Origin of the sequence: Brevundimonas sp. NPDC092305, from assembly GCF_044755415.1 — a bacterium.
Lineage (GTDB): Bacteria > Pseudomonadota > Alphaproteobacteria > Caulobacterales > Caulobacteraceae > Brevundimonas.
Map to the genome: position 1 here is coordinate 496,175 of NZ_JBIVQY010000002.1, position 13,591 is coordinate 509,765.

General features: G+C 68.6%; 9 protein-coding genes. 6 read left to right on the forward strand and 3 right to left on the reverse strand.

All coding sequences use genetic code 11. The annotated features are described in order from the left end of the window. Window positions 1-7: 7 nt before the first annotated feature. From glnD to ACIQC9_RS12935, 4 genes are all read left to right on the forward strand, one after another. A complete protein-coding gene (glnD, locus tag ACIQC9_RS12920; protein ID WP_400616527.1) occupies window positions 8-2,692 on the forward strand; it encodes a [protein-PII] uridylyltransferase in 2,685 nt (894 codons plus the stop codon). Window positions 2,693-2,702: 10 nt separating this feature from the next. Continuing rightward, a complete protein-coding gene (gene murJ, locus ACIQC9_RS12925; RefSeq protein ID WP_400616530.1) occupies window positions 2,703-4,298 on the forward strand; it encodes a murein biosynthesis integral membrane protein MurJ in 1,596 nt (531 codons plus the stop codon). Between the two features lie 143 nt (window positions 4,299-4,441). Continuing rightward, entirely contained in the window at window positions 4,442-5,491 is a 1,050-nt protein-coding gene (gene trpS, locus ACIQC9_RS12930) for a tryptophan--tRNA ligase (RefSeq protein WP_400616532.1), read from the forward strand. 67 nt (window positions 5,492-5,558) lie between these two features. Continuing rightward, window positions 5,559-6,233, forward strand: coding sequence for a GNAT family N-acetyltransferase (locus tag ACIQC9_RS12935; RefSeq protein ID WP_400616534.1), 675 nt, complete (start codon window positions 5,559-5,561; stop codon window positions 6,231-6,233). Here ACIQC9_RS12935 and ACIQC9_RS12940 read toward each other — a convergent pair. Next, entirely contained in the window at window positions 6,230-7,564 is a 1,335-nt protein-coding gene (locus ACIQC9_RS12940; RefSeq protein WP_400616536.1) for an RsmB/NOP family class I SAM-dependent RNA methyltransferase, read from the reverse strand. The genes ACIQC9_RS12935 and ACIQC9_RS12940 overlap by 4 nt on opposite strands. A gap of 47 nt (window positions 7,565-7,611) precedes the next feature. Continuing rightward, window positions 7,612-9,600: a potassium transporter Kup gene (locus ACIQC9_RS12945; RefSeq protein ID WP_400616539.1), complete on the reverse strand. Its 1,989-nt coding sequence runs from the start codon at window positions 9,598-9,600 to the stop codon at window positions 7,612-7,614. Between the two features lie 155 nt (window positions 9,601-9,755). Here ACIQC9_RS12945 and ACIQC9_RS12950 point away from each other — a divergent pair, with 155 nt between their 5' ends. Both ACIQC9_RS12950 and ACIQC9_RS12955 read left to right on the forward strand, forming a co-directional pair. After that, a complete protein-coding gene (locus tag ACIQC9_RS12950; RefSeq protein WP_400616542.1) occupies window positions 9,756-10,226 on the forward strand; it encodes an Rrf2 family transcriptional regulator in 471 nt (156 codons plus the stop codon). A 6-nt stretch (window positions 10,227-10,232) separates the two neighbouring features. Continuing rightward, window positions 10,233-11,045 carry an SDR family NAD(P)-dependent oxidoreductase gene (locus ACIQC9_RS12955; protein WP_400616544.1) on the forward strand — a complete coding sequence of 271 codons (813 nt, stop codon included), beginning with the start codon at window positions 10,233-10,235 and terminating at the stop codon, window positions 11,043-11,045. Window positions 11,046-11,105: 60 nt separating this feature from the next. Here the strand turns inward: ACIQC9_RS12955 and ACIQC9_RS12960 are convergent, their stop codons facing one another. Further along, a complete protein-coding gene (locus ACIQC9_RS12960) occupies window positions 11,106-13,451 on the reverse strand; it encodes a TonB-dependent receptor plug domain-containing protein (protein WP_400616546.1) in 2,346 nt (781 codons plus the stop codon). Window positions 13,452-13,591 lie beyond the last annotated feature (140 nt).

Genomic DNA, 13,591 nt, shown 5'->3' on the forward strand with positions numbered 1-13,591 from the left:
CCGGCGCGTGACCCAGTCCCTCGACGATCGGCTCGCCGAGGCCGCGACGGCCGTCGATGTGCGCGCCGCCGTGGCCGGTCTGTTGCGCGAAAGCTGGGAGGCGGCCCGCGCCCGCGCCGCGCGACGGCTGGAGGCCGGCGGCAATGGGGTCGAGGTGGCCCGGCTCTACAGCGGCGCGGCAGACGAGATGCTGACCGCCCTGTGGCGCTTCACGACCGCCATCCTCTATCCGGCGCCGAATCCTACCGAGGCCGAAAGGCTCTGCCTTATCGCGACGGGCGGCTACGGTCGTGGGGTCCTCGCGCCATTCTCCGATCTTGACCTGATGTTCCTGCGGCCGTGGAAGTCGACTTCGCGGACCGAGCAGGTGACCGAGTTCATGCTCTATGTCCTCTGGGATCTGGGGGTGAAGGTGGGTCAGGCGGCGCGGTCGCTGGACGAGTGTCTGGCCTTGGCCAGATCCGACATGACGGTCCGGACTTCGCTTCTGGAGGCACGCTGGCTGGCGGGCGATGAGGCGCTGGCTGCCGACTTCACGACCCGGTTCCACGCCTTCGTCCGCAAGGCCGACCCCCGCCCCTTCATCGCCGCCAAGTTGGAAGAGCGGGACGTGCGGCACCAGAAGGCCGGCGCCGTGCGCTATCGGGTCGAGCCCAATGTGAAGGACGGCAAGGGCGGTCTGCGCGACCTGAACACCCTGTTCTGGATCGCCCGGTCGCTGGCGCCGGACAGCCCGCTGGGCGAGCGTGTCATGGAGGGGCTGCTGACGCCTCGCGAGCGGCGGGTGTTTGAGGAGGCGTTCGACTTCCTCTGGCGCACGCGGGCGCACCTGCATCTCGTCGCCGGGCGGGCCGAGGAGAAGCTGACCTTCGACCTGCAGCCCGAGGTGGCCCGCCGCATGGGCTGGCGCGGGCGTGGCGACGAGCCGGCGGTCGAGCGGTTCATGCGCCGCTATTTCCTCGTCGCCCGAGACGTCGGCGGCCTGACCCGGGCCATGTCGGCCAAGCTCGAATCCCTGCACCAGAAGCCGACGCTCAGCCTGTCGCGCCTGATCCCCGGACGCCGCCGCAATCTGGGCGTCGAGGGTTTCATCGAGGCGTCGGGGCGATTGTCCGTGACCAGTCCGGAGGTCTTCGTCGCCGATCCCGCGAAGCTGCTGATCCTCTTCCGTGTGGCGGATGAGCACGACCTCGACCTGCACCCCGACGCCTTTTCTGCCGTCACCCGCTCGCTGTCGCTGGTCACGCCCGGCCTGAGGCGCGACCCGGAGGCGACGCGCGCCTTCCTCGACATTCTGGCCCAGGGCCAGCGGCCCTATCGCGTGCTGTCGATGATGAACGAGACCGGCCTGCTGGGCCGGTTCCTGCCCGAGTGGGGGCGGATCGTGGGCCAGACCCAGTTCAACATGTACCACGCCTATACGGTCGACGAGCACACGCTGCAGGCCATCGGCATCATCAACGACATCTGGCGCGGCAAGCTGGGCGCCGATCATCCGGTGGCGACCGAGATCGTCCATCGGATCGACGATTTCGAGGCCCTGATGCTGGCTATGCTGCTGCATGACGTGGGCAAGGGCGGCGACCGGGGACAGCTGGAGGACGGCGCTATCGCCGCCCGTCGCGCCTGTGACCGGCTGGGGCTCGATCCGCGAAGGATCGAGTTCGTGGTCTGGCTGGTGCGCAACCATCTGGCGCTCAGCGACTACGCCCAGAAGCGGGATGTGTCCGATCCGGCCACGGTGCGCGCCTTCGCCGAGCTGGTGGGCGATCCGGAGCGGCTGCGCACCCTGCTGATCCTGACCGTCGCGGATGTGCGGGCGGTCGGTCCCGGCGTCTGGAACGGCTGGAAGGGTCAGCTGATGCGCGAGCTGTACAAGCGCACCGAGACGGTCTTCCGGGGCGAGGATGTCGCCCGCGCCGATCCTCTGGCCGACTATCCGCGCCTCGTGTCCCGTGCGCGAGACATTGGGGCGGCGGCCGAGGCTCTGGCCAGTTGGGACGGCGAGGACGAGGCGGTTCGGTCGGCGACGCGGGTCGCTGTGGCGGCGCGCGACCGGCCGGGCCTTTTCGCCGATCTGGCCGCCGCCCTTGCGGACGCCGGCGCCGACGTCGTCAACGCCCGGGTGGCCACGGCCGAGGACGGACTGGCGCTGGATATCTTCGAACTGCAGGACGGCTCGGGCGCGCCCTATGGCCAACTGGAGCCGCGCCGCCTGACCCGGCTGATCGGGGCTCTGGAGGCGGCTGCGGCCGGCGAGCCGCACAGCCGGGAAACGCCCTCGGTCCAGCCCAACTCCCGTCGCGCCGCCTTCGACGTGCGGCCGGTGGCCCTGATCGATCTCGAAGAGACGCCGGATGCGGCGGTGGTCGAGGTGTCCGGCGCGGATCGGCCGGGCCTCTTGGCTGACCTCGCGCGAGCGCTGTCCGACGCTGGCCTGTCGATCCGTTCGGCCCACATCGCGGCCTTCGGCGAGCGGGCGGTGGACGCCTTCTATGTGACCGATCGCGACGGCGGGAAACCGAAGGCAGGGCGCGGTCTGGAGCGCCTGCGTGCGGCTCTTGAGGCGGTGCTGGATCACCGGGATCCGGCGGCCGGTCGCATCTCGACGCCGGTGCGCGCGTCGCTCAGGGACGTCTCGGATTTCGCGCCGCGCCGCGCCCCCGTATCGCCGCGTCCGGAAGCAGGCTAATCCGCGTCGCATGAGCCTGGCCCGCAACACTCTCGTTCAAGCGACCCTGACACTGGGCAGCCGTGTGCTCGGTTTCGCCCGCGACATGGCGCTGGCCGCCCGCTTCGGCCAAGGACCGATGATGGACGCCTGGGCCACGGCCCTGATGCTGCCCAACCTGTTCCGCCGCCTGTTCGCCGAAGGGGCGTTCGCGCAGGCCTTCGTGCCGGTCTACGGCGGCGTCCGGGCCCGTGAGGGCGAGGAGGCGGCCGCCGTCACGGCCAGCGAGGCGCTCAGCTTCATGTTCGCTGTGGTCGCCGGGTTCTGCATCCTGCTGCAGGTCTTGATGCCGTGGATCATGCCGTGGCTGCTGTCGGCGTGGCGGCACGATATCGGCGTCATGCAGGTGGCGGTCACCGCGACCCAGCTGGCCATGCCCTATCTGGCCTGCATGACCATCGCGTCGCTGTTGTCAGGGGTGCTGAACACGGCCGGGAAGTTCGCCCTGTCTGCGGCCGTGCCGGTGTTCCTCAACCTGTGCACCCTCGTGCCCCTGCTGGCGCCGACCGTGCTGCCGATGAGCCAGCCGGACACCCTGCTGGCCACCTCGGCGGCGGTCACTGTCTCGGGCGTCGTTCAGGCCGGCCTGCTGTGGTGGGGCGTGCGCCGGCTCGGTGTGAAGCTGAAACTGGGCTTGCCGCGACTGACGCCGAACGTGAAGCGGGCGCTGGCGCTGGCCGTGCCGGGCGCACTGGCCGGCGGGGCGATGCAAATCAACTCGGTGGTCAGTCAGGTGCTGACGGGTTCGGACGAGGGCGCCCGCTCGGTGCTCTACAACGCCGACCGCCTGTACCAGCTTCCGCTGGGCCTCGTCGGGGTGGCGATCGGTCTGGCGCTGGTGCCGCGCCTGACGAAGGCGTTCGTGTCGGGCGATCACGAGGGCGGTCGTCGCACGCTGGACGACGGCATCACCCTCGCCATGGCCTTCACCCTGCCCGCGGCGGTGGCCCTGTTCGTGATCCCCTTCTTCATCATCGACGCCACCGTAACCCGGGGCGCCTTCACCAGCGCCGACGCCGCGCGCACGGCCGATGTGCTGCGCCACTTCGCCTGGGGCGTGCCGGCCTTCGTGCTGGCCAAGGTGCTGACCCCGCCTTTCTTCGCGCGGGAGGATACGCGCCGGCCGATGATCTTCGCGGTGTCCGCCGTCATCTTCACGGTCATCATCGGCTCGGTCCTGTTCTTCCAGCTGAAAGCGATGGGGATCGACGGCGTGCTGGGTCTGGCGATCGCCACCAGCCTGTCCGCCTGGGTGAATGTCGCGCTGCTGGGCGGAACGCTGATCCGCGAGCGCGCCTGGTCGCCGTCGCCGAGGTTCTTGTCGCGCATACTTCGGGTTCTGGCCGCGAGCGCCGTCATGGCCGGCGCCCTGTTCGCGGCGGACGTCTTCTACGGTCTGCTCAGCCGCGTCTTCCTCGCCAAGGAGATTGCGGTGCTCGTGGTCTGCGGCGCCGGCGCGGCCCTTTACGGCGCCTGCCTGATCGCCTTCCGGGCCGTCAGCCTGTCGGAGCTCAAGGGGGTGCTGCGCCGCGAGCCCGGCGGGTCAGTCTCGTCCGGTCTGGACTGACCGGCGGCGAGACGATAAGCGCCTTGGCATGATAATTTCGGGACTGAACGCCGCCGGCCGGCGATGGCGCGGCTGACCTTCCAGCGCCTTGCCCATGCGCGACGTCGCGCGCCTGATCCAGACTTCCTCCCGAGTACCCGACCATGACCGACCAGACCCCGGCCCCGACCGCCCCGGCTTATGAGGGCCCGCGCCGCATCCTCAGCGGCATCCAGGCGTCCGGCGCCCTGCACCTCGGCAACTATCTGGGCGCCCTGAAGCGCTTCACCCAGCTGCAGGACCAGGGCGCGCCCTGCTTCCTGTTCGTGGCCGACCTGCACGCCATCACCGTGTGGCAGGACCCGGCTCTGCTGACCGCCCAGACGCGCGAGATCGCGGCGGCCTATCTGGCCTCGGGCCTCGACCCGGCGAAGTCGGTGATCTTCCCGCAGTCGGCGGTGCGCGCCCACTCCGAACTGGCGTGGGTCTTCAATTGCGTCGCCCGCCTCGGCTGGCTGGACCGGATGACCCAGTTCAAGGAGAAGTCGGGCAAGCACAAGGAACGCTCGTCGGTCGGCCTCTACACCTATCCGGTGCTGCAGGCGGCGGACATCCTGCTGTACAAGGCGACCGAGGTGCCGACCGGCGAGGACCAGAAGCAGCATCTGGAGCTGACCCGCGACATCGCCCAGAAGTTCAACACCGACTTCGGCGTTCCCGGCTTCTTCCCGTTGCCCGAACCCCTGACGCAGGGGCCCGCGCCGCGGGTGATGAGCCTGCGCGACGGGGCGGCCAAGATGTCCAAGTCCGATCCCTCGGACCAGTCGCGCATCAATCTGACCGACGACGCCGACACCATCGTCGCCAAGATTCGCAAGGCCCGCACCGATCCGGACGCCCTGCCCGAGACGCTCGAGGGGCTGGAAGGCCGCGCCGAGGCGAAGAACCTCGTCACCATCTACGCCGCGCTGGCCGATGTCAGCCGTGAGGCCGTACTGGCCGAGTTTGCGGGACAGGGCTTCGGCCAATTCAAGCCGGCGCTGGCTGATCTCGCCGTCGCCTCCATGGCCCCGGTGACCGCCGAGATGCGTCGTCTGATGGCGGATACGGCCGAGATCGACCGGGTGCTGAAGGACGGCGCCGAACGGGCCGCAGCGGTCGCCGATCCGGTGGTGGACGAGGTCAAGAAGATCGTCGGTTTCTGGCGCGCCTGACGGCGGTTTCCGGCCCCGGTCTTCGTCAGGGGCTGGCGAAGGGCTACGGTTGGGCTAGATCGCTCTGATGACGATGACCCATCCGCTCGACCGGGCCGTATGGAACGCCCTGACCACGCGACAGGCCTCGCTGGCGATCCGCGAAGGCGGCGTGCTGCGGTTCGATGGGGACTACGCCCTGTTCGCGGCCGCCACGCCGGAGGCCACGTACGCCGACTGGGTCGCCCTCGCCCGCACGACCGGCCCGGTTGCGCTGTTCGAGGTCGACCCGGTTGTGCCGGACGGTCTCGTCGTGACCAACCGCATCGATTGCCAGCAGATGGTCTGCGAGGCGCTGACCGCTGGCGGGCGCGAGGTCGACTTTGAGCCGCTGACCGACGCTGACGGGCCCGAAATGCTGGCGCTGGCGACGCTGACCCAGCCCGGCCCCTTCTTCTCGAAGACGCATCTGCTGGGCCCGTTCATCGGCCTTCGCCATGAGAGCCGGCTGATCGCGATGGCCGGAGAGCGATTGAGCCTCGACGGCTTCAGCGAGGTCAGCGGCGTCTGCACCCATCCTGACCATCGCGGGAAGGGCTATGCCGGCGCCCTGATGCGGGTGGTGACGCAGCGCATCCTGGAGCGTGGGGACACGGCCTTCCTGCATGCGCGGATCGCCCATGACGCGACCATCGCCTTCTACGAAACCCTCGGCTTCAAACGTCGGACGACGCCCAGCTATCTGGTGATGGCGTCGGCCTAGGCGACCCGGTCCAGCCGCGCGACGAAGAAGCCGTCCAGTCCGCCCTTTTCCGCCCACATCGACGGCAGGATGCGCAGCCAGCCTTCCGGCGTCAGGGCTTCGGCAGGGGCGCCGAGCGCGGCCGGGTCGACGGGCGCGGTCTTGAAGGCCGGGTTGCGGCGCAGGAAGGCGATGATCTGGGTCTCGCCCTCTTCGCGCTCCATCGAGCAGACGCAATAGACCAGACGCCCGCCCGGCTTCACCCGTTCTGCGGCGGCGTCGAGCAGGCGATGCTGCACGTCGGCCAGTTTGGCGACATCGGCGGGCTTGGTGGCGCGCAGGACTTCCGGATTGCGGCGGAAGGTGCCCGTGGCGGTGCAGGGCGCATCCAGCAGGACGGCGTCGAACGTGCGGTCGTCCTCCCAGTCCTCGGCGGGGACAGCGACGATCTCGGCCGACAGGCCCGTGCGCTCAAGATTGGCGCGCAGGCGCTTCAGGCGGGTCTCCGACCGGTCCAGTGCCACAACGGCGGCGCCCGAGGCCGCCAGCTGCAGGGTCTTGCCGCCCGGCGCGGCGCACAGGTCGGCGACGATCTCGCCAGCTTTCGGGGCCAGCAGGCGCGCGGGAACGGCGGCGGCGGCGTCCTGCACCCACCAGTCGCCGTCCTCAAAGCCGGGCCAGGCCGCAACATCGCCGCGCTTGCCCGTTCGCACCGTCCCGCCGGTCAGGGCCTCGCCGTCCACCGAGGCGGCCACCGCAGCCGGATCGACGGCGGGCTTCATGCTCAGGTCCGTCGCCGGCTCGTCGCGCGCGACCAGAGCCAGCGCGGCCAGCGTCGCCTCGCCATAGGTCGCGCGCCAGCGGGCGGCGATCCAGTCGGGCAGGTTGCTCTCGGCCGTGGTCAGGCCGGGACCTTCGCGGTCGACGCCGCGAAGCACAGCGTTGACGAGGTTCTTGTAGGGGCGGGTCTTGGGATCGCGCTCGGCCAGTTTTACGGCCGTCGACACCGCCGCGAAGGCCGGAGTCTCCAGCACCAGCGTCTGGGCCAGCGCGACGCGGAGGATGGTGCGCACGGCCAGCGGCGGGGCTTTCTGCAAGCGGCGGTCGAGGATCTGGTCGATCTCGCCCAGCCGACGCAAGGCGGCCATGGCGACGGCGCGGGCGAAGGCGCGATCCGGTCCGGGCAGGGCGGCGACCTCGCGGAACGACAGGGCGGCGTCCAGACCGCCACGGCCTTCCAGCGCCGCGTTCAGCAGGACGCCGGCGGCCAGCCGCGCCTCGACGCCGATGTCGGCGGCCTCGTCGCGGACCTCCTGTCGGGGCGGGCGGGGTCCGCGGATCTTCTCGGCCATGCGGCGTCCACGCGCCGCCGAACTGCGGCCCGTCGCGGGCGGGGGGCTCAAACGGACACCTGCGTGCCCAGTTCAACAACCCGTCCGGGCGGAATGTGGAAGAAGTCGGTGGGATTGGCCGCGTTGCGCATCATGAAGATGTACAGCTTGTCCTGCCACAAGGGCATCCCCTGCGTCGCCGACGCGATCACCGAGCGGCGACCGAGAAAGAAGCTGGTCGCCATGATGTCGAACTTCAGACCCTGGCGGCGGCAGATGCTGAGCGCGCGCGGCACGTTCGGCGTTTCCATGAAGCCGTAGCTGATGGTCAGCTTCTTGAAGTCGTCCGAGATGGGCTCGATCGTGACGCGCTGATCTTCGGGCACGCGCGGCCGATCGGCGGTGCGGACGGTCAGGATGACGTTCTTCTCGTGCAGCACCTTGTTGTGCTTGAGATTGTGCATCAGGGCGACCGGGGCGACGTCGGGGTCCGAGGTCAGGAAGATGGCCGTGCCGGGCGCGCGGTGGGGCGGCCGGGCCCTCAACATCTCGATCAGATCGGCCAGCGGCAGGCTGTCCTTGCGAGTCTTGTCGGTCAGGATCTGGGTGCCGCGCACCCAGGTCCACATCAGCAGGATCAGGGCCGCGCCCAGCACCAGCGGCATCCATGCGCCGTCGGGGATCTTCAGCAGGTTGGAGGTCAGGAAGACGCTGTCGATGAAGCCGAACGGGATCAGCGTCGCCAGCACCGCCCATAGCGGCCACTTCCACTTCAGCCGGATGACCGAGTACGCCATCAGGGTGTTGATCAGCATCACGCCGGTGACGGCTACACCGTAGGCGGCGGTCAGATTGGCCGAGCTCTGGAACACGAACAGCAGAACCAGCACCCCGATCATGAGGAAGGTGTTCACCGCCGGCACGAAGATCTGGCCAGCCTGGGTCTCGGAGGTGTTCTTGATGTCGATGCGGGGCAACAGGCCCAGCTGGACCGCCTGCTGGGTCACCGAGAAGGCGCCTGTGATCACGGCCTGCGAGGCGATGACGGTCGCGACCGTGGCGAGCAGCAGCATGGGCCAGTAGATGGCCTCGGGCACCATGCTCCAGAACGGGTTCTCCGACGCGGTCGGATTATCGAGGATCAGGGCGCCCTGTCCGAGGTAGTTCAGCGTCAGGCAGGGCAGGACGAAGGCGATCCAGCCGATGCGGATCGGCGCCTTCCCGAAGTGGCCCATGTCGGCATACAGCGCCTCGGCGCCGGTCACGGCGAGGAAGACGCTGCCGAGGATGACGAAGCCCAGGAAGCCGTCGTTGATCAGCAGCTGCACGCCGTAGTGCGGCGACAGGGCCCTGAGCACGCTGATGTCGTCGAAGATGTGGATCAGGCCCAGAATGCCCAGACTCAGGAACCAGACGGCGGTGATGGGGCCGAAATATTTGGCCAGACCCGCCGTTCCGCGCGCCTGGATCATGAACAGGCCGATGAGGATGCCCGCCGACACCGGCACGATGAAGGGATCCAGCGATCCGCCCACGCCCGGCGCGTCCTTGACGCCCTCGATCGCCGACAGCACCGAAATGGCCGGCGTGATGATGCCGTCGCCGTAGAACAGCGCCGCGCCGCAGACGCCGAGGATGAAGATCAGGGCCGAACGTTTGCCCAGCGCGTGCTGCGCCAGCGCCATCAGCGCCAGGGTGCCGCCCTCGCCCTTGTTGTCCGCCCGCATCAGGAACATGACGTATTTGAACGTCACCACGACCATCAGCGCCCAGAAGGCCAGCGAGACCACGCCGATCACGGCCAGATCGCCGCCCACGCCCTCGCGCGCATGGCCGATGGCCTCGCGCAGCGCATACAGCGGGCTGGTGCCGATGTCGCCGAACACCACGCCGATCGCGCCGATGATCAGCCCGGCCTTGCCGTGCTTCACATGGCCGCCCTCGCCCGCCGCCGAGGGGTGCGGGTGAGCCGGAGCGACGTGTCCATCGGCGGCGGTTTTGGGATTTTGGGAATTGGCGGCGGAGCCGTCTTCACCTTGGGGAGCAGCCCCGGCCATGAAGTTCCTCCGGGACGCCGCCCGATGCGGTTCCCATCAAAAGAGCGGCGAGCCTTTAGGCTCTTTCCGGAGCCGTATCAATCGTGCTGCAGGTGCGAAGGTTGCACCGGTTTGTGAAAGGACGCGAGAGGCCCTATCTTCACGGTTGAAACGCCATGTCAGACAGCCAGAAATTCCCCGTCGCCGCCCATTCGTTGGCCTATCTGGCCCACAAGGGCGCCTATTCGCCCGCCGATGCGGCGGCGAGCGCGGTGCTGGCCGCCTCCGTACCGACCAATCCTGTCGTGGTGCGCCGTGTGACCGCTCTGCTGGCCAAGGCGGGGCTGATCGCCACGCGGCCGGGCGCATCCGGCGGCGCATGGCTGCTGCACCGGCCCGAGAACATCACGCTGGATCAGGTGCTGAAGGCCGTCAACGGCTGCGCCCATCTGGGCTCGACGCCGGCGGGCGCGCGGGGCTGCCCGGTCAGCGAACATATTCCCCGGCAGGTGGCCAAGGCCCTGACCGCCGCCGATCAGGCCGCGGGCGAGGCCCTGTCGAAGATCACCATCGCCGATCTGCTGGCCGAGAACCCGCCGTCTCTGGCAGGCTATGCGCCGCATTCGTCCTGCCCCGTCGCCGCCTAGGCCGCGATGAGCCTGCCGTCCCGGCGACGACCGACCATCCTGATCACCGGCGCCTCGGCCGGCATCGGCGCGGCGCTGGCGCGGGTTTATGCGGCCGAGGGCTGGGACCTGATCCTGACGGCGCGGCGGACAGGACCGCTGGAGGCTCTCGCTGAAGAGGTTGCGCGGCTCGGCGCCGTCTACACCGTCATCGCCGACGATCTGGCCGATCCCGAAGCGCCCCGCCGTCTGTTCGACGCCGTCGAGACCCGGGGTCTGCAGGTCGACGGCCTGATCAACAACGCCGGCTTCAGCCGCACCGCGGGCTTCCTGTCCACCGATCCGGCCGAGCATGCCGCCATGATCCACGTCATGCTGGCCGCCCCGACGGAGCTGTCCCGGCTGTTCGCGCCCGGTATGGTCGAGCGTGGCTTCGGCCGCATCCTGAACGTGGCCTCGCTCGCGGGTCAGATGCCGGCCACCGGGGGCGACACCCTGTATGGCCCGATCAAGAGCTTCCTGATCAAGGCCTCGCAGGGGCTGCATCTCGAACTGGCGGGAACCGGGGTGCATGTCACCGCCCTGTGTCCCGGCTACACCCTCACCGAGTTCCACGACGCCAACGGCACCCGCGCCGAGGTGTCTTCCGCCTATCCGGGATGGATGTGGATGAGCGCAGAACGTGTCGCCCGCGTGGGCTATGCGGCGTGCGAGAAGAACCGCGCCAAGGTGACCCCCGGCGCCATGAATGTGCTCCTTGCCACCTTGGGCAAACACCTGCCCGACGGACTGGCCCTGGCCATGGTCGGCGGCCACGCCCGCCGCCTGAAGCGGCTCTAGCTCAAAAGAAAGCCGGCCCGGAGCGAGCCCCGGGCCGGCTGATCCAATAGTCGTCTGAACTCAGAACGCGATCCGCATCACGGCCTGATAGACCGGGCCTGCGGTTTCCGTCTCGATTTCATACTCGTCGTAATCGCGGTCGATCTGGTCCTCGATGGTGTTGAACTTGTCGAACACCTCATCCTTGGACGAGTCGAGCAGGTTCGAACCAGTCAGGCGCACCACGATGTTCCGGGCGATCTGCTTCTCGACGAAGATCTCCAGATCGGCGCCATAGGTCGTGACGACCTCCTCGCCGATGAGCCGACCCTCGGCGTCGCCCTGCTTGCGGTAGGTCGCGCCGAAGGCGGCGCCCCAGCTGGGGATGTCTTGGGTGAAGCCGGCGTTGAAGACATAGTCCGATTGCGAGTTGAAGCGGCGCTTGCCGAAGACGTCCTCGACCGAGCTGTCCAGCCACGAGTAGTTCAGGAACACGCCGGTGTCGGGCATGCCGATGAAGTCCAGCGGCGTCGACAGATCGAATTCGACGCCCCAGACCTGACCGTCGCCGACGTTGTCGGCGGTCAGAACGAAGGAGGTCAGCTCTTCTTCGGCCAGCGCTTCGGCTTCCGCCTGAGTCAGGCCGTCATCAAGCGCCTCCTCCAGAGCGTCGTCGTAGTTGTCCTGCGCCTCTTCCGAGAAGTCGCCGGTGTTGACCAGCTCGATCAGGTCGGTGATGTCGCGATAGAAGAGGTTGATCCCCATCACGCCGCGGCGGCCCAGACGACGCTCGAACCCCAGATCGGCGCCCCAGGCGGTTTCCGGTTCCAGGTCCGGATTGCCGAGGAAGTCGTTGTCGCCGTACTCGCCGTCCAGCAGGGCGGGCGAGATGAAGTTGAAGTTCGGACGACGCACGGTGCGGGCCGCCGAGAAGGTGATCCGGTCCGATTCCGAGAGGCGGAAACGCAGGCTCGCCGACGGCAGCAGGATGCCGTAGTCCTTCTCGTTGACCCGGTCGGCCGGGTCGACGGTCTCGTCCGTGATGGTGACGTCGGTCGTCTCGTAACGCAGACCGGCCTCCCACTTCAGCGCGCCGGTCTCGCCCGACAGCATGACATAGGGGTCGAGTCGGGTTTCCTCGATTGTGTTGACGCCGCCGTTCACGGCCTCGAACGGCTCGAATTCGTCGTCGCGGACCAGACGGAAGGCGGTGACGTTCTCGATCGTGTCGTCCGGCTCCGATTCCTGAATGTTGGTGTCGCGATCCTTGCGGGCGTACTGAACACCGAACTCCAGTTCGAGACCGCCGAGGTCGAGCTTGTGCTCGAGGGCCGCCTGAAGCTCGTTGTCGGTGATCGCGGTGTCGGTGAGCGTCGCTTCCAGCTCTTCGTCCTGAACCGCGTACTCGTCCTCACGTTCGAACTGGCTGTCGTCGATGGAGGCGTAGCCGAGCTTGAAGGTCGTCTCGCCGCCGAACATCTCGCGCTCGTAGCGGCTGTTCAGCGACCAGTTGTCGGTCCGGATGTCCAGCGGATTGGCGTTGATGACCTCCAGCTCGTCCGGGTCGACCACGCCGCCCGAATATTCCATCGAGTTCTCGTCCTGCACCCGGTCGGTGCGGACGAAGACGCCATTCAGTTCCAGAGTGCCGCCGCCGACCTCGACCTCATACGAGGCGTTGGCCGAATAGTCGGTGCCGTCGCGGACGTCGGACTGGACCTCGATGTTGTCGATGTCGTCGCCCGGTTCGTCGAAGCGCTGGCTGAACTTGTCCTTGGGATTACGGCGATCCTGGATGTTGCCGCCGATCAGCAGGCGGCCCGGCCCGACCTGTCCGCCCCAGACGGCGCCGTAGGTGCCGCCCCACTGGCCGTACTCGCTGTCGTTCCAGTGCAGGGCGCCCAGACGCACATAGCCGCCGTCCAGCGACATGGCGTCGCGCAGCACGATGTTGATTGCGCCGGCCACGGCGTCGCCCGAACGGTTGGCCGAGGACGAACGCACCACCTCGACCCGCTCGATCAGCTCGGCGGGGATGCGGTCCACGAAGAAGCTGCGGTCCAGATTGGCGCCGGGCACCCGCTCGCCGTTGATCAGGATCTGCGTATAGGCCGAGTCCAGACCGCGGATGCGCACGCCGTCCGATTCCAGCACGTCGGACAGGAAGGCGACCGAGGGTACGCGCTTCAGGGCGTCGCCGGCGGTCAGCGGCTCGAAGCGCTGGAAGTATTCGAGGTCGTAGGACAGCGTCGGCACTACGTCGTCGGTGCGGTTGCGCATGACCGGCTCGCCGGTGACGATGACCTCGTCCAGCGCCGTGACCGGGCCCGGGCCCTGCGGGTCGATGGACGGGCCCGACTGCGCGGCGGCGATGTCGGCGAAGGCGAGAGGCGCAAGGGCGGCGCCGAGCAGAAGACCGTATTTCATTGAAGGCATCCCCGATGGCCGGTCGTCGTACGGACGCCGGTTCGGGGAGCCCAGCTAGGCCGTAGCGGCGACGGGGGTGCGACGTTTTGGCGAATGCAGCGCGGCGATTTTCGAACGCTGGAATGACAAAAGCTCACGTC